Below are 19,452 nucleotides of genomic sequence, written 5' to 3'. Positions count from 1 at the left end.
CTATCGAAAGGAGTGTTCTCATGATTCATGCCAATGGGCCGCGCACGGGGCGTCCGCCCGCGCTGGGCCGCCGAGGAATGGTCAGTTCCCCCCATTACCTGGCCAGCGGTTCGGGCCTTGACGTCCTGCGCCGCGGGGGCAGCGCGGTCGATGCCGCCATCGCCACCAACGCGACGCTTTGCGTGGTGTACCCGCACATGGCGGGATTGGGCGGCGACGCATTCTGGCTGATCGCCGGGGGCACCGCGCAGGGCGTGCAGGCGCTGCAGGCGTGCGGGCCGGCGGGGGCGCTGGCCGATATGGATTTCTATCGCGGCAAAGGCCATGCCGAGGCGATTCCCGCCCGCGGCGCGCTTGCCGCGCTGACCGTGCCGGGCGCGGTGGACGGCTGGCGGCTCGCCCACGAGCGCTATGGGAAGCTGCCCTGGGAAAGCCTGTTCGCCGACGCCATCGAGTACGCGCGGCAAGGCGCGCCCGTCAGCCGGTCCCTGGCGGACTGGCTGGCCGCGGACGCCGCCATCCTGGCCGCGGACCCGGGCATGGCGGGCATCTACCTGCCCGAGGGAAAACCGCAGCGCGAAGGCAGCTATCTGGTCCAGGCCGATCTCGCCCGGACGCTGCAAACCCTGGCCCGTCTCGGGCCGCGCGAGGGATTCTACGAGGGCGAGGTCGCGCGCGAGATCTGCCGCCATCTGGAAGCGGCCGGCGGGCCGTTGCGCGCCGCGGATTTCGCGCGCTATCGCGCCGAGTGGGTGCAGCCGATTTCGGGGACCTATCGCGGCTACGAGGTGTTCCAGATGCCGCCGCCGACGCAGGGGTTCGCGGCGCTGCAGATCCTGAAGCTGCTCGAGCAATGCGACGTCGCGGCCTGGGGCGCCGAGAGCGCGGACTACTACCATCACGTGGTCGAAGCCATCAAGATCGCGTTCGCCGACCGCGACGAATGGCTGTCCGACCCGGCCTATGTCGATGTGCCGCTCGCCACGCTGCTCTCCAGCGAATACTGCAGGCAGCGGCATGCCCTGATCCGCGGCGACGCCGCGCTGGCGCTCGACCGGATCGAGGCGGGCGTCAAGTTCGGCGGCGCCGCGTCGCGCAAGAGCCCGGATGGTGATACGGTGTACTTCTGCGTGGCCGACGCCGACGGCCTGGTCGTGTCGACCATCCAGTCGATCTACCATGACTTCGGCGCTGCCGTGGTGGGCGGCAACACGGGCGTGATCATGCAGAACCGGGGCTCGTTCTTCTCGCTGGATGCCGAGCATCCCAATTGCCTGCAGCCCGGCAAGCACACCTTCCATACGCTCGTGCCGGCCATGCTGACGAAGGACGGGCAGCCCGTGCTTGCCTACGGGACGATGGGCGGCGAAGGCCAGCCGCAAACGCAGGCCGCCTTGCTCACCCGCATGGTGGATTTCGGTTATGACGTGCAGCAGGCGATCGAGGCGCCGCGCTGGCTGATGGGCCGGACCTGGGGCATGACTTCCCGCGACCTCTGGCTGGAGGCCCGCATCGCCGATGAAACATTGCGGGAACTGCGCTTGCGGGGGCATCCGGTGAAAACCGTGCCGAACTGGGACGGGACCCTGGGCCACGCCCAGGCGATCCGGATCGATCCCGTGACGCGCGCATTCGAGGGCGGCGCGGATCCCCGCGGGGATGGCGCGGCGCTGGGCTTTTGACGACAGGAGTACACAAGCATGTTCAAGAAGATTCTGATTCCTACCGATGGGTCCTCGCCGGCGACCCAGGCCGCCCAGGCGGGCATCGATTTCGCGAAGTCCATCGGCGCCGAAGTCGTGGTCGTGAGCGTGGCCCAGCCGTTCGCGGCGGCCTTCGCCTATGACGGGCTGGGTTCCGGCTATGCGTTCAGCGAGGAGGACATCGACAAGTCCATGCTGGAGCAGGCCGAGGCGTACGTGCGGCCGATCGCCGAGCGCGCCCGGGCAGCCGGCGTGCAGGCGGATGGCCGCGCGGTTTCGCATATCAATGTGGCCGAGGGCATCGTGCAGGCAGCCACCGATTCGGGCTGCGACCTGATCTTCATCGGCAGCCATGGCCGCAGCGGCCTGTCGCGCCTGTTGCTGGGCAGCGTAACGGCGAAAGTGCTGCCCCAGGCCTCGATGGCGGTCCTGGTGCACCGCGCCAAGGAAGAGCAGTAGCAGGCCGCTAGCCAGGCTGGAGCGCCAGGGCCCAGAACTCCTGGTCGAAGGTCTGGCCGTAGGCGCGCCGGCCCGGCGCCACCATGGTCGCGCGAAACCCCAGGCGGTGATACAGCGCCCTGGCGTCGACCAGGCAGCTGTAGGTTTCGAGCTGCACCTCCCTGGATCCATGCGCGCGCGCGTGGGCCAGGGCCGTCTCCATCAGGGTGCGGCCGGCGCCCCTGCCCCGGTAGCGGGGCAGGACCAGCACGAAGTTGAGGAAGGCGATGCCGCCGGGCAGTTCCGAGACGGCGATCGAGGCCGCGCGCTCGTCGTCCACCCAGCCTACCCAGATGCGGTCAAAGGCGCTCGGGCGCCGCCGCAGGGCGGCCATCTTCGCGGCGATGCCGTCGCGAAACCGCCGGTCGAAGCCGAACTCGGCTGCGTACACCTGCGCGTGCGCGGCGACGATCCATTGCAGGTCGTCCTGTCGGGCGGTTCTTAGCGCCAATTCGCTGGCCGTCACGGGTGGTCCTGGTTCGCTGGGGTGGGCATGGCATTTTCCGCATGCGCAGCCAACGATACACAACCCGCGGCGCCGCGTCACGCCGCGCCGCGGGCCTCAGGCGTCGGCGGGCGCCGTGGCGCCCTCCCGTGCCTGGCGGCCAGGCGCGGCGCCGGCGTCTTGCGGCGCGAGCAGGTCGGCCGCCTGCCGCAGGCTCAGCCGTGCGTCCCGCAGCATGGCCTGGTCGCGAGCCAGCATGGCAGCCGAAGGCGCGGCCATGGGGTCGCGCGGCAGCAGGCGCGTGCGCAGCATGGCGTCGGCCAGCAGCAGCCGGCGGCCGTCCACCCCTTCCTGTGTGGCTTCCCAGGCCATCAGCACTGCCGCCGTGGCGTGATAAAGGGCGGACGCCGCCCGGCGTACCTCGGACTCGTGCCGCGGGTCGCCGGCGACGCCTTCGGCAAGCCGGCAGGCCGCCGCGACCGCCTCGGCCAGAGGGCCGGCGATCACCGGCGCCTGGGCGCGCACGGCCCGCAGTCTTTCCAGCAGCAGGGCGCGCAGCGCCACATGTGCCCGGTCTTTGCGCACCGCACGCCCGATGGCGTCGAGCGCGTTGATATTGCTGGTGCCTTCCCACAGCACGCCGATATGGGCATCGCGCACCAGGCGGGCGTTGACGAAGTCCTCGATATAGCCATTGCCGCCGCGCGCTTCCATCGCGCCGGTCGCCACGGTGACGTTGTCGCGGCACGCCCGCAATTTCAAGAGCGGGGTAAGCAGGCGCAGCGCCGCCTTGCATTGCGCGTCGCCGCCATACGCCTTGGCCATCATGTCGGCGGTTGCCATGGTCATGGTCAGGGCGGCCTCGGTCGGCACGAGCAGCTTGAGCAGCTGGCGCTGCATGAGCGGGTAGTCGGCGACCTGCCGGCCGAAGGCCTGGCGATGGCGGGCCGCCTGCATCGATTCGTTCAGGCAGCGGCGCATCATGGCCGCGGCGCGGACCGCGTGCGACAGGCGGGACAGGTTGACCTGCTCCATCATCTGCTTGATGCCCTGGGTCGGGTCGCCGACGAGATAGGCGAAGGCGCCGTCGATGCGCAGTTCCCCGCTGGCCATGCTGCGCGTGCCCAGCTTGTCCTTGAGGCGGACGATCCGGTAGCTGTTGCGGCTGCCGTCCTCGCGGTACCGCGGCATCGCGAACAAGGCCAGTCCCCGCGTGCCCGCCGGGGCGCCTTCCGGGCGCGCCAGGATCAGCGCGATGTCGGCGTCCACATGGGACGAGAACCATTTTTCCCCATGCAGATGCCACTGGCCATCGACCTGCCGGGCGGTGGTCTCGACCTGTCCCACGTCCGAGCCGCCCGATTTCTCCGTCATGAACTGCGTGCCCTTCCAGAGATCCTGCAGATTGTCGGCCAGCATGCGGGGCAGCAGCCTGGCCTTGAGGGCCTCGCTGCCGAACTTGCGTATCAGATGGATGGAGGTGTCGGTCACGCTGATCGGGCACATCTGGCCGAATTCGGACTGCACGAACAAGTACTGGAAGACGTATTTCGTGACGGGCGACAGGGTGCCGGCGTAGCCCATGGCCCCCGGCCGGTGCGTCATGGCATGGAACTGGAATTGCTCGAACGCAATATGTTCCATCTCCTGGTAGGCGGGGTGGTACTCGATCCAGTCCTCGTCCTCGCCCCAGCGCGAACGCGCATGCAGCACCGGGCCGTGCTTGTCGGCCACCATCGCCAGTTCATTGAGCCGGCCGCCGGCCAGCTTGCCCATGCGCTCGAAATGCGGCCGGAAGTATTCCAGCTCGGCGCTCGGCACATAGACGGACAGGAGCTGTTGCAAGCTGGGGTCGATGGCGAAGAAGTCCAGGCCGGCGCAGTCCGGCGCCAGTTTTTCCGAGCTCTGCGTCGAGCGGGCGGGCCGTGTCCGGGCGAAGGAACCATAGTCGGGTTGGTAGGCCATGAGCGGTCTCCGTGTTGTCGAAAAGGGGGCGGGGCTCAGATCACGCCGGCCTGGCGCAGGCCGGCCTGTTGCGCCTCATCCAGGCCCAGGCGCTCGCGCAGCACATCGGCGGTGTGCTGGCCCAGCGTGGGCGGGCCGGCCAGGTGGTCGAGCGGCGTCTCGGAGAACCGCAGGGGGCTGGCGATGGTGCGAAAGACCGCGCCGTCTTCCAGCTCGATATGGGTCTCGATGTCGCGCGCCTTGACCTGCGGGTCCGCCAGCGCCTGCTCGAAGTTGTTGATCGGGGCGCAGGGAACGCCCGCGGCGTCCAGCAGGGCGAGCCATTGCGCGCTGGTCTTGCGAGCCATGAGGGCGGCCAGCTGCGAGAGCAGCTCGTCGCGGTTCTGCAGGCGCCCGGACACGGTTTCGAAGCGCGCGTCGGCGCACAGGTCGGGGCGTTGCGCGGCGCGGCAGTACGCGGCGAACAGGGCGTCGTTGCCGACGGCCACCACCACCTGGCCGTCGCGGGTGTCGAATACCTGGTACGGCACGGCGTTCGAGTGGGCGTTCCCGTACCGGCGGGGCATGCTGCCCGAAGCCATGTAATTGACCGCCTGGTTGCTGTTGAACGCCATGGCGCAATCCAGCAGCGCGATGTCCAGGTGCTGGCCCCGGCCGCGGCTTTCGCGCTCGAGCAGCGCGGCGAGCACGGCCACCGTCGCATACATCCCGGTGGTGATGTCCGCGACGGCGATGCCGACTTTCTGCGGCCCGCCGCCGGGCAGGTCATCGCGTTCGCCGGTGATGCTCATCAGCCCGCTCATGGCCTGGAACACGAAGTCGTACCCGGGCTTGTGGCGGTATGGGCCGGTATGGCCGAAGCCCGTGACCGAGCAATACACCAGGCCTGGGTTGACGGCCTTCAGGTCCTCGTACCCGAGGCCGTAACGCGCCAGGGTGCCGGTCTTGTAGTTCTCCACCAGGACGTCGCAGTCGGCCGCCAGCTTCCTGACCAGGGCTTGCCCCTGCGCGGTGGTGAAGTCGATGGTGATCGATTTCTTGCCGCGGTTGGCCGAGCCGAAGTAGGCGGAGTCGCGGCGCTTGCCGGCCGCCCCGGTCGGGATCCAGGGCGGTCCCCAGCCGCGCGTTTCGTCGCCGACGCCGGGGCGTTCCACCTTGATGACCTCGGCGCCCAGGTCGGCCAGGTTCTGGGTGCACCAGGGGCCGGCCAGCACCCTGGTCAGGTCCAGTACGCGATATTTCTGCAGTGGCTTGTTTGACATGGTGTTCGCTGTATCTCGCATTCTTCGCCGCCCGCTCCGGCCGGGCGCTCACTCGGCCCTGATGCCGGCCTGTTCGATGACGGTCTTGTAGCGGGCGCTTTCGTCGCGCATGTACGCGGTGAAATCCTGCTGGTAATAGCCCACGGGCTCGGCGCCGCTGCCGGCCAGCTTGGCCTGTACCTCCGGGTCCGCCATGACCTTCCTGATTTCGGCCGCCAGCCTGGCCACAATGCCTTCGGGCACGCCAGCCGGCGCGACGAAGCCTACCCAGGCCTGCATGTCCATGCCGGGGTAGCCCACCTCGGCCACGGTGGGCACGTCGGGCAGGGCCGGGGAGCGCTTGTCGCCCATCAGCGCGATGGGCTTGAGCTGGCCGCTCTTGATCAACGGCGCCGCCGTGAACGCGGGCTCGAACGTCATGGAAACCTCGCCGGACATCGTGGCGGTCTTGGCGGGCGCGCTGCCGCGGTACGGCACGTGCAGGACGGCGATGCCGGCGCGGCTGCGCAGCATCTCGCCGGCCAGGTGGGCGCTGGAGCCGTTGCCGTACGAGGCGTAGCTGAGGCTGCCCGGCTTGGCCGAGGCCAGCTCGACCAGTTCGGCGATATTGTTCGCGGGCACCTTGGGGTTCACCACGATCACGCTGGGCGCCTTGGCGACCAAGGCGATCGGGGTGAAACTCTTTTCCGCGTCGTAGCGCAGGTTCTTGTAAAGCCACGGGTTGATGGTGAGGGTGGTGTTGGTGGCCACCAGCAGCGTGTAGCCGTCCGGCCTGGCGCCGGCCACGAAGTCCGTGCCGGTGATCGTCGAGGCGCCGGGCTTGTTCTCCACCACCACCGCCTGGCCCAGGCCCTCGCCGAGTTTCTGGCCGACGATGCGCGCCACCAGGTCGGTCATGCCGCCCGCGGCATACGGCACGATCAGGCGGATGGTCTGGCGTGGATAGTCGGTGTTCGCCGGGCTGGCGGCGGCGGACGCGGCGCAGAGGGAAAGCGATGTTGCAAGAACTGCGGCCAGCTTGGTGGTATCGAGGCCCATGGCTTGTCTCCTGTTTGAATGTGCGGATCTGGTGTCCGGGCAGGCAGCAGCCATTCTTCTTGACTCAATCTATATCGTCCAATACATTTTTTCGAGAAATTTATCTAATCCGTATATCAATTGGCGAGGGCGGTTTCGCAATGGAATTGAGACAACTGCGCTATTTCGTGGCCGTGGCGGAAGCGCTGCATTTCGGGCGGGCCGCGCGACGGCTTTCGATTTCCCAGCCGCCGCTCAGCTTCAACATCGCGAGGCTGGAGGAATCGCTGGGATATGCGCTGCTGCGGCGCAGTACGCGCGCGGTGGAGCTCACGGCGGCCGGCAAGGTTTTCTACCAGGAAGCCTGCCGGATCCTCGCGCTGGCCGACCAGGCGCGGGCGCTGGGCCAGCGCGCGGCGCGCGGCGAGGTCGGCAGCCTGCGCGTCGGTTTCGTCGGCGCGTCGCTGCTGTCGCCGATGGCCAAGGTGCTGCGGCAATTCGAGCAGGACCGTCCCGGCCTGATGCTGTCGGTGCACGAGCTCAACAGCTTCGAGCAGATCCACGCGCTGCAGCGCGAGCAGATCGACTTCGGCATCATGCACCCGCGCAGCATCCCGGACGGCATCCTGGCCCGGCTGCTGCATCGCGAGCCTTTCGTCTGCGCGCTGCCGGACAGCCATCCCCTGGCGGCCCGGGAACGCATCCGGCTGCAGGCGCTTCGGGATGAGCCGTTCGTGCTGTTTCCCCGGCACTTCTCGCCGGAATACCACGACCAGATCATCGCCCTGTGCATGGATGCGGGTTTCACGCCCCACATCCGCTACGAGGTGCGTGCCAACGCCACGGTCGTCGCGCTGGTGGCGGCCGGATTCGGCGTCGCCATCGTGCCCCGCTCGGTCAGCCGCGTCGCCATCGACGGCATACGGTTCCGGCCGTTGACCAAGGCGGGAGTCGAATCGCAGCTGCTGGGCGTATGGCGCGACGACGGGCACGACAGCCTGATCCAGCCGCTGCTCGCCGCCATGGCGCCCTTGCTGCCGGCCGCGCGCTCCAGCCGAGCGGGCCCGATCATTGCCAAATGGTAATGAGCGGGTAATGCCGCCGGTGCGCCTTTTGGCTACGATCTGCCCATCGGCGCGGCAATGGCGGCGCCATTCACGAAATGGTTTTGCATCATGCAAGATGTCGATGTCAGCCCTGACCTGGACCGCGGCCTGGGCATCTTCAGGCGCGTCAGTTTCTACGAGCTGATGGAGATCCTGACATTCAGCCGGCTGCCCTTCGAGCCCGCGGCGGGGCGGCGCGGCGCGGATGTGGTCGACCTGTCGTGGCGCTTTCTCGACGGCGCCGGCCGCTTGCGCGCGGCGCCGCGCAAGCGGGGCGAACCCTGGATATGCCTGGTTTCCACCGTCGACTCGCTGGCCGCGTCGCTGTTCACGCAAGGCGACATGGCGGTGCGGATGGAATCGGCGGGCCGCGCCGCGGCGGCGCTCGAGCAGGCGGCTCCCGCGTGCCAGGCCAGGCCGGGCGCGCTGGCCGTGGTGCTCAGCGCGGCGGACGAGGCGGGCGGTACCGCACCGCGCGGCCATGGCGTGCGCCTGCTGGTGGACCTGGGCACGATGCTGTCGGGCGTGCTGGTGTCGCCGGCCGCGCCGGCGTCGTTCGTGGGGCTGGTGGGCGAAATCGTCCAGCGCAATACCGGCGCATGGGTGTCGCGCGGCCCGCTGCGCAAGGCAGCTGACGCGGGCTTGCGCGCCCGCGGGCCGGGCGCGCGGGAGCCGGCGTTCATGCCGGCCAGGCAGCCGGCGCGCGGGCGCCGGCCGGCCGTCTGGAACATGCCTACTGCAGGGCCTTGAAGCCCGATGCCTGCACCACGGGCTGCCACGCCTGGCGCTGCGCCTGGATCATGGCGGCCAGTTCGGCGCCCGGCTTGCCGGTCGAGACCAGCCCCACCTGGGCGACGCGGGCCGAGAACGCCGGATCCTTGACGATCCTGATCAGGGCTTTTTCCAGCTTGTCCGTCACCGCCTTGGGGGTGCCGGCCGACACGAACGCGGCATACCAGCCGGAGGACTGCTCGAACCCCGGGGCGCCGCTCTCGCCCAGCGTGGGCACGTCGGGCAGCAGGGCGGAACGCTCGGTGCCGGTCACGCCCAGGTACTTGATCTTGCCAGCCCGGGCCAGTTCGCTGGTGGCCGCCACGGTGTCCATGCCGATGGGCAGTACGCCGCCGATTTCGTCGGTCAGCATCGCCGGCGCGCCCTTGTAGGCGATGGGCATCAGGTTCAGGCCGCTGTGCTGGTTCAGTTTCAGCAGGCCGAAATGCAGCGCGCCGCCCAGCGAGACCATGCCCACGCCGACGCTGTCGGGGTTCTTCCGGACCCAGGCCAGGTATTCGCGCATGGTGGAATAGGGGCTGTTGCTCGAGGTCGACGCCACCAGCGGCGTATCGGCCAGATGCGCCACCGGGACCAGGTCCTTGTCGGCGTCGTACTGCAGTCTGTCGTAGGTCAGGGGAAACAGCACGAAAGGCGGCGCCGGGGAGATCAGGATGGTGTTGCCGTCCGGCGGCGAGCGCTTGACCGTCTGCAGGGCGATCTGGGTGCCGGCGCCCGGCTTGTTCTCGACGATGACCGATTGTCCCAGCTCGGCTTTCAGTTGTTCGGCGATGGCGCGCGACATGTTGTCCAGCGCGCCGCCGGCCGAGAACCCGATCACGATCCGGACCGGGGCATTGTCTTGCGCGTGTGCCGTCAAGGCGCCGCCGGCGAGCGCGATCGCCAGCGCCATCGGCGCATATCTGGATAGGTTCAGTTTGAACATGGTCTCCTCGCTGATCGAGTTTTCTTGTGGGGGGCTATGGCGTCATCGTGCGTGTCGCGCGGCCAAGGGGTTTGCGGGCGGGGCTAGCCCGGTTGCAGGGTATGGACGACCAGGGTCAGCCCGCTGACCACCAGCAGGCCGCAGATGAGCCTGCGCAAGGCCGCCGGCGATACATGGCGGGCCCAGCGATGGCCCAGCAGCACGCCGCCGGCCGCCACGCCGGCCAGCGCCAGCCAGCGCGTCCACAGCTCGGGCTGCGACAGGCGGCCCGCCCAGCCCATGGCCAGCAGCACCGAACAGGCGCTGACGGTGATGACCAGCGGCGTGCTGGCGCGCAGCGCGTGCACGTCGGACAGGCGTCGGCTCAGCCAGGCGACCACCAGCGGCCCGGCGGTGCCGAACAGCATTTCGACCACGCCGATGGCGCCGCCCGCGGCCAGGGCCCAGGGCGCGGCGGCCGGCGGGCGTGGCTGCGCCGGCCGCGGCCGCAGCGCCTGGGCGCCTACCGCCGCCACGTACAGACCCAGCACCAGCAGGGGCCAGCTGGCATCCAGCGAGCGCGACAGCCACAGGCCGGCCAGCGCGCCGGCCACCATGCCCGGCAGCAGGCGCCGCAGTTCGGCGAAGTCGACCTGCCGCAGGTTCAGGCCGCCCAGCAGCAGGGAGGCCATCACGTCCAGCAGCAGGGTCAGCGCCACCACCTCGGGCAGCGGCCAGCGCCAGGCAAGCAGCGGCACGACGACCAGCGCCGAGCCGAAGCCGGTGATGCCCAGCACCACGTAGCCGAGCAGTACCGCGCAAGCGGGAAAGAGCAGGTCGATCATGGCCGGGACCGGGGGTCAGCCATTGCCGGCCAGCCAGCTTTGCGCGTGTTCCAGCGTGGCGTCGGCGTCAAGCGGATAGATGGGGCGGCTCAGGTGCTTGAACGGGAAGATCCCGTAGTCCGAGCTGCATACGCCCGGGCCGCCGACCAGGACGATGTGCCTGGCGAACGGCTCGAAGCCGGCGCGGAAGTGCTGGCGCGACTTGAGCAGCACGTAGCGGGACTGCGCGGGGTCCACGCCGGCATGGGTGAAGACGCCCGTGTCGTAAGGCTCTTGCGGACGCTCGGAGATGAAGACGCGCACGGTGCCCACGCGCAGCACCGCGGTGCGGCCCAGGCTCAGGCGCACGCCCGTGAACATCGGGCCGGTCACGGTGTATTCGCCGTCGGTCAGGCGCTCGACCACGCCGGTCAGGCGCAGCGGCCGGCCGGCCAGGCCCAGGGCGGGCATGTCCGTCTTGCCGCCGACCTCCAGCGTGACTTCGGCGCCCACGCCGTGCTCGAACAGGGCCGCGACCGCGGCCGGATCGCAGAATGGGCCCGCCACCACGTCCTGCAGCCCCTGGCGCAAGACCTCCTCCAGCACGTCCATCACGTCGGTGGTGCCGCCGGCGCCGCAGTTGTCGCCGTGGTCGACCAGGATGACCGGTCCCTGTTCCAGCGTGCTGGCGTGGGCGATCGAGTCCGCCACGGGTTCGGACGGGAAGACGAAGTCGGCCCGGCGCGACCAGGCCAGGCCGCACAGTTCGTCGAGCAGGCGCCGCGCCGCGTCGACGCGGGCGCGCTCGGCGACGATGACCACGGACAGGCCGGCGCATGCGATGTCGGCCAGCGGAAAGCCGCCGAACACCGAGGCGTTGCAGACCTCGCCCTCGCGCTCGGCCTGCATGGCCCGCTCCATGATGTCCTTCATCGGTTGCATGGCGGGAGTCTGGCGCAGCATGTGCGTGAGCATCGGCAGGCGGCGCCACAGCACGACGGGCTGGCTGCGGCCTTCCAGCAGCGCGCGGATGGTGCGGCCGACGCGCGCGCCGGTCTCGTACACGTCCACGTGTGGATAGGTGCAGTAGCCGGCGATGGCGGTGGCGTTGCGGACGAGCTCGTCGCTGAAGTTCGCGTGGAAGTCCAGCGCCACGCCGATGGGCAGGCCCGCCGGGGTGCAGGCGCGCAGGCGGCGCAGCAGTTCGCCTTCCGCGTCGGGATAGCCGTCGACCACCATGGCGCCGTGCAGGTCCAGCAGGATGGCGTCGCACCCTTGCCGGGCGCTGTCGACCACGGCCTCGCACAGGGCCTCGAAGGCCGCGCGGCTGACCAGGCCGCTGGGCACCGCGCTGGCGTAGACCGAGAAATCGACCTCGGCGCCCATCTCGCGCGCCAGGTCCAGATACGCGGCCGCGGCGTTGTTGGTGCCTTCGCAGGCAAGGCGCGCGGCCTCGCCGTGGGCCGGACCGTTGCCGCCGGTGCCGCGCCGGAAATCGCTCAGCTCGGTGCCGACGGGCGAGAAGGTATTGGTTTCGTGGCGAATCAGCGCAATGACAAACTTCATGAACAGGCTTCCTTATTGCTTTTCCAGGCCGGATTGTTCGACCAGCGCGCCGTAGCGCTGGGTTTCCCGCGCCAGGAAGGTCTTGGCTTCGGCAGGCGGCAGCAGGACGGTGTCCAGGCTCAGCATGTCCAGCGTCCTGGCGAAATCCTCGTCCTTGACGCCTGTCTGCAGGGCGGCAAACATCCGCTCGAGCACGGCGGGCGGCGTGCCGGCGCGCACGACCACCGACAGGTTGGACTGCACCGCCAGGGCCTTGGGGTCCTTGCTGTCCTGCGCGACCGCCTGGGGAAACTCCGCGAGCGGCGTGTCCTGCAGGACGGCCACGGGCAGCACGCGCGCGCCGCGCGCATGGGCGATCGACGAACCCACCACGTCCACGTGGGCGTCCGTATGGCCGCCGATCAGGTCGGCCACCGCCGGGGGCGAGCCGCGGTACGGAACGATCTCGAATTGCAGGCCGTTGCGCCGGCGCCAGTTGTCCAGGGCCAGGTAGGCGGCGCCGCCGACGGTATTGACGCTGATGGATATCTTGCCGGGATGGGCGCGAATCGCCTGGACCAGCGCGTCGAAGCTGCGGTAGGGCCCCTGCGGATTGACGATCAGCCAGTGCGGATAGGTGTTGAGCACCGTCACCGGCGTGAAGTCCCGGTCGCCGTCGTAGCGGGCGTCCTTGAGCAGCCAGTGGTTGAAATTGAGCGTGTTGTCGCTGGCCATGAACAGGGTGTGGCCGTCGGCCGGGTCGCGCAGGACCGCCATGGCGCCGGGCACGGTGGCGCCGCCCGAGATGTTCTCCACGATGACGTTGGCCTGGGGGAAGGCCTTGGCCAGCTTGCTGGCCACCATGCGGCCCATGACGTCGGCGGTGCCGCCCGCCGGGTAGGGGACGACGACCTTCATCGTGCGGGCCGGCCAGTCGGCTTGCGCCAGGGCAGGGCCCAGGCCCAGCAGGGGGGCCAGGCAGGACGCGATTGCCAGGCCCACGACCCGGCGGCGGATACGACGCATTTCCATGTCTCCTGTGGCAGCGGGATTGCTGCTCGCTAGTTCTATGCGTAGGAGTCTAGAAACCCCGTTGATTAATGTCTAATATATATAAAATCTATTTCTATATAGTTTGTATATGGACGAGCACCGTCTCAAATGCTTTGTCGCGGTCTACGAGGAAGGCAGCGTGTCGGCCGCGGCGGTGCGCCTGCACATGACCCAGCCGCCGCTGAGCATCCTGCTGCGCAAGCTGGAAGACGAGCTGCGGGTCGGGCTGTTCGATCGCGGCGGGCGCCGGCTGGTGCCCACGGCGGCCGGCGAGCTGTTCTACCTGCGCGCCAAGGCGATGCTGGCCAATCTGCAAACCATCCGCCGCGAGCTGCGCGAGGTCGAGCAGGGCGCGCGCGGGCTGGTGCACATAGGCTGCTCCACCGCGGCCAGCCTGTTCATCGTGCCGCGCGTCATGGAAGACCTGGCCGCCGAGGGCCTGGAGATCATTCTCCATGTGCACGAAGGCGAAATCGGCTACATGCTGCAGCAGCTGCGCGAGCGCAGCCTGGACCTGACCATCTGCCGCAGCCAGCACATGGCCCCGGACCTGGAGAGCCAGGTCATCATGGAGGAGCCGTTGTTCGTGGCCCTGCCGCCGGGCCACCCGCTGGCGGGCCGCGAACGCGTGCGGCTGGCCGATCTGCGCGACGAGCGCTTCCTGCTGCACCGCTCGCCGCTGGGCACCGGCATTTCCGATATGGTGCTGCGGGCGTGCAGGAACGCGGGCTTCGCGCCCAACGTGGTGTACTGGGGCGGGGAGACGCTGCCCATGCTGCTGATGGCGCAGCGGGGCCAGGGGGTCGCGTTCGCGCCGCAGAGTTTCGCGCAACTGGGCGTGCAGGGGCTGGCCGCCCTGGTGCCGGTGGCCGATGCGGAATTCAGGACCCACCTGAACATGGTCTGGCCGCGCCAGCAGGCGCTCTCGCCCATCGCCAGCCGGGTCAGGGAACTGATCATGAAGCGCTTCGGCCCCGCCGCCGGCGAGCCGCGCGCCGCGTCCTAGGCGGCGCCGGCCGCGACTTCCAGGCGGTTGCCGCCCAGCGATTTGGCGCGGTACATGGCGCGGTCGGCGGCCATGAGGCTGGCGGCCAGCGTCGCGTCGCCGGGTTCGATGCGCGCCAGGCCGATGCTGACCGTCACCGGCAGGCTGATGTGGGCGAGTTGCCCGGCGACCGTCTCGGCAAAACGGCCGGCGACCGCCTCGCCCAGGGCCTGGGCCTTCAGGGCGTCGTCGCCGCGCAGCAAGGCCGCGAATTCCTCGCCGCCGAGGCGCGCCAGCACGGCGCGCGGCCCGATGACGTCCTGGGCGGCGCGCGCGAAGGCCTGCAGGACTTCGTCGCCGGCGTGGTGGCCGTACCTATCGTTGATGGCCTTGAACTGGTCCAGGTCGAAGGCCAGTACGGCCAGCGCGGGCGAATCGGCGGGGCGGTTCTCCAGCAGGCGCGCGCCCTCCTCGAAGAACCAGCGGCGGTTGCCCAGGCGGGTCAGGTAGTCGGTTTGCGATTCGCGCAGCAGCTCGCCGTGCATTTCCTCGCGCAGCAGGCGCAGCAAGGCCATGGGCAGAATCACGGAATACAGCACGCCTTCATAGATGGTCAGCTTGCCGGCGAGCGCCTGCACCGGCAGCCCGTGCTCGCGCACCAGCCAGGGCAGCGCCAGGGCCCGGCCGGCGTAGATGAGCGCGTGCAGGCCGGTCATGGCGATCACCAGGCGGCGCGCCGGAAACGGCCGCATGGCCTGGTTGCGGTACATGGACAGCGCGGTCATGGCGCTGATGAGGGCAATCGGCAAGGAGCTGACGTGGGACCAGGTGGCGTCCACCCTGGCGGGGTCGCTCAAGGCCCAGACCGCGGCCATGACGGCCACCACGGCCGCGCCGAAGGCGCCGTAGCGCGACCCTCTGAGCGCGCCCACGCCTTGCAGGACGAGCAGGTAGGCGCTGATCATGATGAGGTTGCCGAGCGCCGACCCCCAGACGCCGGGCAGGTCGCGCCGATACAGGGCCGCGACGCAGCCCAGCGCCAGCGTCGCGAAGCCGGCCGCGAACAGGCCGAGCGATCCGCCGCGCCGGGGATTGGCGCGGTATTCCCAAAGCATCATGCCGGCGCTGGCGATGAGCGTGCCGGTCGCGAGGAGGTAAAGAGTGATGAGGTCGACGTTCATCCCTGACGCAGGGCATTGCGCCGGAGCAGCGCGGGGAGCACGGGATTTTACGATGAAAGCATGACGCCAACGTGGCGCGCTGCGCCGTGCTGCGGCATGGCTTGCGGCCCCCATTTCCCCGTGCGCGCGGGCCGCGCACGGGGCGACGCGGCTCGCCTCAGGCTGTTTTCTTCAGGCGCACCACCGCCTGGCGCGAGGCGTCGGTCTGCGGCAGCGAGGCCAGTTCGCCCAGCGTCACCGGCTTGGTGGGAAAGCGCAGGCGGTAATAGCCGACCTCGGGCAGCGGCACGCCGCGTACGTCGGCGATCAGTTCGCTGACGGTCAGGCCGCAGAGCCGGCCCTGGCAGGGGCCCATGCCGCAGCGCAGGAAGGCCTTCATCTGGTTCGGCCCGGAACAGCCCAGCCGGACGGTCTCGCGTATCTGGCCCGCGGTGATTTCTTCGCAGCGGCAGACGATGGTGTCGTCGCCCGGGCGGCGATAGGCGTCGGCGGGGCGGTACAGCACGTCGAAGAAGGCGCGCCCGCGCATCGCCCGCGCCAGGGCCCGGCGCGGCGCCCGGGCCTCGCGGTCGCGCTGGGCGTCGTCGATGCGGCCGAGCGCGACGGCGGCCTGCAGGGCGGCCAGGCGGCCGCGATGCTCGGCCGCCACGGCGCCGCCGATCCCGGCGCCGTCGCCGGCAATGCCGATGCCCGGCGCCGATGTCGCGCCCCAGTCGTCCACCCGCGGCTGCCAGCAGGTCTGGGTCGGGTTCCATTGGTGGTCCACGCCCAGCGCGCGCGACAGGTTCAGGTTGGGGACGACCCCCTGGTGCAGCATCAGGTGGCGCGCCGGCATGTCGTGGGTGTGTCCGCCGGCGCGATAGCTCAGCGATTCCAGCCGCTCGCGTCCCTGCGCCCGCAAGTCCTGCACGCCTCGCGTGATGGGCACGTTGGCCCGCACCGCGCGCATCAGCTTCAGGCCTTTGGCCAGGTAGGGCGAACGCAGGAAATCCAGGGCGTGCGGCAAGGCCCGCGCCAGCCCGCCCGGCGCGGTGGTTTCGAGCAGGCGCTCGATCCTGACGCCGGCATTGAGGTATTGCCATGCCAGCAGGTACAGCAGCGGTCCGCCGCCGGCCAGCACCGCGTGCTCGCCCGGCACGATCGCGGCGGTCTTGAGCAGGATCTGCGCCGCGCCGGCCGTCACCACGCCGGGCAGGGTCCAGCCCGGGATAGGGAAGGGACGCTCCAGGGCGCCCGTGGCCAGCAGGATGTGGCGCGCACGCAGGATGTCGGCCTGCCCGCCGACGGAAAAGGCCACCTCGAAGGCGCCGCCGTCGCCGGCATCGGCGGTGCGCGACACCGCCCATACCGTCGCGCCGGACAGGTAGGCGGCCCCGCTGGCGCGCAACGGTTCCAGCAGGCTGGCGCCGTGCCAGTAGTCCGGCCCGAGGATGCCGGGGTCGGTCAGCGCGGTCGTCGTGATGGCGCGGTAGATCTGTCCGCCTGGCGTCGGCTGTTCGTCCAGCAGCAGCGTATCCACGCCCAGCGCGGCGGCCTGGGTGGCCGCCGCCATGCCTGCCGGGCCGGCCCCCACCACCAGCAGTTCGCAGCGGCGCGTCATGGCAGCACCTGCCGCGCGCGCTGCTGGCGCTCCACCCGCATGCCATCGCGCACCGGCGTCATACACGCCTGGCGATTGGGCTGCCCGTCGATGGTGACCAAGCAGTCGTAGCAGACGCCCATCATGCAGTACGGGCCGCGCGGCACGCCGCCGACCACGCTCGCCCGGCAGGCGTCATGGCCGGCCGCCAGCAGGGCGGCGGCCACGCTGTCGCCGGTCCGGCACGGCACGGCCACGCCGTTGACGTCGATATGGACGAGCGGCCGCGCCGCCTGTCCGGGCCCCGCCTCAAGCCTCTTGAACATGAAACCTCCGCGCAGAGAAGGGAGCCATGTCGTCGGCGAGCGCGCCGTCGGCGATCATGGGGGCGAGCACCAGCGCATGGGCGCCGGCCAGGGTGACGCCGCTGTGGCAGGTGGCCACGAAGGCGCCGGGGCAGGTCTCGGATTGCGCGTAGATGGGAAAGCCGTCGGGCGACATCACGCGCAGCGCCGACCAGGAACGCACCACGTTGACCTCGCGCAGCGCCGGCAGGGTGCGCACGGCGCGGTCGGCCAGCGTGCCGAGAATGGGGAGGCTGACTTCGTCGTCGGCGTAACCGGCTTCCTCCTGCGAGTCGCCGATCAGCCAGCTGCCCTCGTCCATCTGCCGCAGCGTGCTGATCGGCGTGCGCAGCACCCGATGGGTGCGTTCCAGCACGATGATCTGGCCGCGCTGCGGCCGCACCGGGATGTCCAGCCCGACCTGCGCGCCCATGGCCTTGTTGCCCAGCCCGCACGCCAGCACCAGGCGCGGCGCCTGCAGGCGGCCGCGCGGGGTGTCGACGACGAACATGCCGTCGGCGTGCCGGCTGATGGCCTGGGCCGGGCAGCGCGGCAGGTAGTCCACGCCGTTGCGCTCGAAGGTGGTGTGAAAGGCGCGCAGCAGCTTGAGGGGGTTGGCGATGCCGTCGACCGGCGTCCAGCTGGCGCCGCGCACCTCGGGTCCGATGCCGGGCACCAGGTCGGCGAGCTCATGGCGATCGAGCAGCTTCCAGGCGTAGTCGCTCATGCCGGGTTGAGCCAGCAGCCGCGTCATGAAGTCGATGCGCGCCTGCACCTCCTCGTCCGACAGCAGCACGTGCAGGCCGCCTTGCTGCTCCAGGTGCACGTCGATGCCGGATTCCTCGAGCAGCCGCGCCGCCAGCTCCGGCCATGCCCGCTGCGAGACCATGGTCCACACGCCGTAGCGCGGCATGCCCATGCCCTTGCTCTGCACCCATATCAGGCCGAAATTGCCGCGCGAGGCGCGGTAGGCGAGGTCGCCCTCGTCCAGCACGGCCACGCGATCCAGGCGGCGGCGCAGCCCATAGGCCAGCGCCGAGCCCACCAGTCCGCCTCCCACGACGATGACATCGTGGCCGGAGAACCTCGGCGCCGCATCCGCCGCTGCACTGATTGCCATGTCCGTTCCTCCCCGCCGCGCGGCGCCTCAATCGCGGAAAACCGCCTTGACCACCCGGTTGGCGTTCTCGCCCAGCACCTTGCGGATCTCGTCGTCCTTGAAGTCGCGCTTGACGAGATAGGCGATGACGTAGTGCAGCGTGCCCGGGCCGACGTCCTTGGGGTGCATCAGGTCGGTGCGCAGCCCGGGGCCGATGATGGCCACCTCGGGGTGGCGGGAATGGAACTCGGCCATCCGGTCCGGGCTGTACTTGCGCAGGTCGCCGACGTCGGTGCCGATGCCGACGTGATCGATGCCCACGAGGTCGGCGATGTAGACGACATGGTCGATCATGTCGTTGATGGTGCTGCCCGTCTCCAGGCCGTCCTTCTTGAGAAAGCCGGATTTTCCGGCGATGCCGATCACGCCGCCCTTGGCCGCGATGGCCTTGATTTCGTCGTCCGTCTTGTTGCGCGGCGTATCGACAATGGCGCGGGCGGCCGTATGCGTGGCCATGATGGGCCGACTGGACATGTTGGCGCAGTCGATGGTGGTGCCGATGCCGACGTGGGAGGTGTCGATGACGATGCCCAGCTCATCCAGCTTCTCGATGAACTTGATGCCCAGCTTGCTGAGCCCGGACTGGAAGCGCTCGCCGCAGCCGTCGCCGAACAGGTTGCGGTCCTGGTAGGTGGGTTGCACGAAGCGGATGCCCAGGTTGTAGAACACCTCCATCCGGTCCATGTCGTCCTCCAGGGCGGTGACGTCCTGGAATCCCATGAAGATCGCGGTCCGGCGCTCCTTGCGGGCCCGTTCGATGTCGGCATACGTCTTGGCGATGAAGCCCACGTCCGGACGCCCATCGTAGAGCCGCGTCCAGTGGGCGACGTTCTTCACGCCTTCGGCGAAGTCCACGGTGTAGCAGACCGTGTGGTTGATGGCGGTGACGTTGGACGCCTTGACCTGCTCCAGGTAGGTTTCGTCGCCGCACTCGCGCGTGGTCGAGTCGCACAGGTTCCAGTAGACGAAATCCTGGCGGATGCGCGCCACCCGTTCCTGCTCGGTCTCCGAAAGTTCGAGTCCAAATGCTTTGCTCATTTTGCTTTCCCTCTGGTTGATGGAATGACGTCACGCATGGGGCGCGAGGCTT

The 19,452-nt window shown here is 69.7% G+C and carries 18 protein-coding genes; 5 read left to right on the top strand and 13 right to left on the bottom strand.

What is annotated here, in order from left to right:
• Positions 1 to 20 precede the first annotated feature (20 nt).
• Positions 21 to 1,682 carry a gamma-glutamyltransferase gene (gene ggt / locus CAL11_RS19480; RefSeq protein ID WP_086093925.1) on the top strand — a complete coding sequence of 554 codons (1,662 nt, stop codon included), beginning with the start codon at positions 21 to 23 and terminating at the stop codon, positions 1,680 to 1,682.
• A gap of 18 nt (positions 1,683 to 1,700) precedes the next feature.
• The gene (locus tag CAL11_RS19475) at positions 1,701 to 2,162 is read left to right on the top strand and encodes a universal stress protein (protein WP_086093924.1); all 462 of its coding nucleotides are present in this window, start codon (positions 1,701 to 1,703) and stop codon (positions 2,160 to 2,162) included.
• Between the two features lie 7 nt (positions 2,163 to 2,169).
• On the opposite strand, the gene CAL11_RS19470 is transcribed toward CAL11_RS19475, so the two are convergent.
• The 4 genes from CAL11_RS19470 to CAL11_RS19455 all read right to left on the bottom strand — a co-directional run bounded on the left by CAL11_RS19470 (position 2,170) and on the right by CAL11_RS19455 (position 6,911).
• Entirely contained in the window at positions 2,170 to 2,667 is a 498-nt protein-coding gene (locus CAL11_RS19470; protein WP_244172841.1) for a GNAT family N-acetyltransferase, read from the bottom strand.
• 96 nt (positions 2,668 to 2,763) lie between these two features.
• A complete protein-coding gene (locus CAL11_RS19465) occupies positions 2,764 to 4,611 on the bottom strand; it encodes an acyl-CoA dehydrogenase family protein (protein WP_086093923.1) in 1,848 nt (615 codons plus the stop codon).
• A 35-nt stretch (positions 4,612 to 4,646) separates the two neighbouring features.
• Positions 4,647 to 5,873: a CaiB/BaiF CoA transferase family protein gene (locus CAL11_RS19460; RefSeq protein WP_086093922.1), complete on the bottom strand. Its 1,227-nt coding sequence runs from the start codon at positions 5,871 to 5,873 to the stop codon at positions 4,647 to 4,649.
• A gap of 48 nt (positions 5,874 to 5,921) precedes the next feature.
• Entirely contained in the window at positions 5,922 to 6,911 is a 990-nt protein-coding gene (locus CAL11_RS19455; protein WP_086093921.1) for a Bug family tripartite tricarboxylate transporter substrate binding protein, read from the bottom strand.
• A gap of 140 nt (positions 6,912 to 7,051) precedes the next feature.
• On the opposite strand from CAL11_RS19455, the gene CAL11_RS19450 reads away from it, so the two are divergent.
• Positions 7,052 to 7,975, top strand: coding sequence for a LysR substrate-binding domain-containing protein (locus tag CAL11_RS19450; RefSeq protein WP_086093920.1), 924 nt, complete (start codon positions 7,052 to 7,054; stop codon positions 7,973 to 7,975).
• 90 nt (positions 7,976 to 8,065) lie between these two features.
• Complete coding sequence (locus tag CAL11_RS19445) at positions 8,066 to 8,746, top strand: hypothetical protein (protein WP_244172840.1); 681 nt, start codon at positions 8,066 to 8,068, stop codon at positions 8,744 to 8,746.
• On the opposite strand, the gene CAL11_RS19440 is transcribed toward CAL11_RS19445, so the two are convergent.
• The 4 genes from CAL11_RS19440 to CAL11_RS19425 all read right to left on the bottom strand — a co-directional run bounded on the left by CAL11_RS19440 (position 8,730) and on the right by CAL11_RS19425 (position 13,093).
• Positions 8,730 to 9,713: a tripartite tricarboxylate transporter substrate-binding protein gene (locus tag CAL11_RS19440; protein ID WP_086093918.1), complete on the bottom strand. Its 984-nt coding sequence runs from the start codon at positions 9,711 to 9,713 to the stop codon at positions 8,730 to 8,732. The two genes, CAL11_RS19445 and CAL11_RS19440, sit on opposite strands and share 17 nt — an antisense overlap.
• Before the next feature lie 83 nt (positions 9,714 to 9,796).
• Positions 9,797 to 10,537, bottom strand: coding sequence for a sulfite exporter TauE/SafE family protein (locus tag CAL11_RS19435; RefSeq protein WP_086093917.1), 741 nt, complete (start codon positions 10,535 to 10,537; stop codon positions 9,797 to 9,799).
• 15 nt (positions 10,538 to 10,552) lie between these two features.
• Positions 10,553 to 12,082, bottom strand: coding sequence for a M81 family metallopeptidase (locus CAL11_RS19430; protein ID WP_086093916.1), 1,530 nt, complete (start codon positions 12,080 to 12,082; stop codon positions 10,553 to 10,555).
• Between the two features lie 12 nt (positions 12,083 to 12,094).
• Positions 12,095 to 13,093, bottom strand: a complete 999-nt coding sequence (locus tag CAL11_RS19425) for a Bug family tripartite tricarboxylate transporter substrate binding protein (protein WP_086093915.1) — start codon at positions 13,091 to 13,093, stop codon at positions 12,095 to 12,097.
• A 109-nt stretch (positions 13,094 to 13,202) separates the two neighbouring features.
• Between CAL11_RS19425 and CAL11_RS19420 the strand changes: the two genes are divergently transcribed.
• The gene (locus CAL11_RS19420) at positions 13,203 to 14,120 is read left to right on the top strand and encodes a LysR family transcriptional regulator (protein WP_086093914.1); all 918 of its coding nucleotides are present in this window, start codon (positions 13,203 to 13,205) and stop codon (positions 14,118 to 14,120) included.
• Here the strand turns inward: CAL11_RS19420 and CAL11_RS19415 are convergent.
• The 5 genes from CAL11_RS19415 to CAL11_RS19395 form a co-directional block, all read right to left on the bottom strand.
• A complete protein-coding gene (locus CAL11_RS19415) occupies positions 14,117 to 15,280 on the bottom strand; it encodes a GGDEF domain-containing protein (RefSeq protein ID WP_086093913.1) in 1,164 nt (387 codons plus the stop codon). The genes CAL11_RS19420 and CAL11_RS19415 overlap by 4 nt on opposite strands.
• A gap of 157 nt (positions 15,281 to 15,437) precedes the next feature.
• Positions 15,438 to 16,880, bottom strand: a complete 1,443-nt coding sequence (locus tag CAL11_RS19410) for an NAD(P)/FAD-dependent oxidoreductase (protein ID WP_086093912.1) — start codon at positions 16,878 to 16,880, stop codon at positions 15,438 to 15,440.
• The gene (locus CAL11_RS19405; protein ID WP_086093911.1) at positions 16,877 to 17,185 is read right to left on the bottom strand and encodes a (2Fe-2S)-binding protein; all 309 of its coding nucleotides are present in this window, start codon (positions 17,183 to 17,185) and stop codon (positions 16,877 to 16,879) included. Before CAL11_RS19405 ends, CAL11_RS19410 begins: the two co-directional genes overlap by 4 nt.
• The gene (locus CAL11_RS19400; protein WP_086093910.1) at positions 17,169 to 18,323 is read right to left on the bottom strand and encodes an NAD(P)/FAD-dependent oxidoreductase; all 1,155 of its coding nucleotides are present in this window, start codon (positions 18,321 to 18,323) and stop codon (positions 17,169 to 17,171) included. Before CAL11_RS19400 ends, CAL11_RS19405 begins: the two co-directional genes overlap by 17 nt.
• Positions 18,324 to 18,350: 27 nt before the next feature.
• Positions 18,351 to 19,400, bottom strand: a complete 1,050-nt coding sequence (locus CAL11_RS19395; RefSeq protein ID WP_086093909.1) for a dipeptidase — start codon at positions 19,398 to 19,400, stop codon at positions 18,351 to 18,353.
• Positions 19,401 to 19,452 lie beyond the last annotated feature (52 nt).

This window comes from Bordetella genomosp. 6, from assembly GCF_002119705.1.
Classification (GTDB): Bacteria; Pseudomonadota; Gammaproteobacteria; order Burkholderiales; family Burkholderiaceae_B; genus Bordetella; species Bordetella bronchiseptica_F.
Note: the sequence above shows the minus strand (reverse complement) of the source record. Positions and strands in the feature narration are given on the sequence as shown.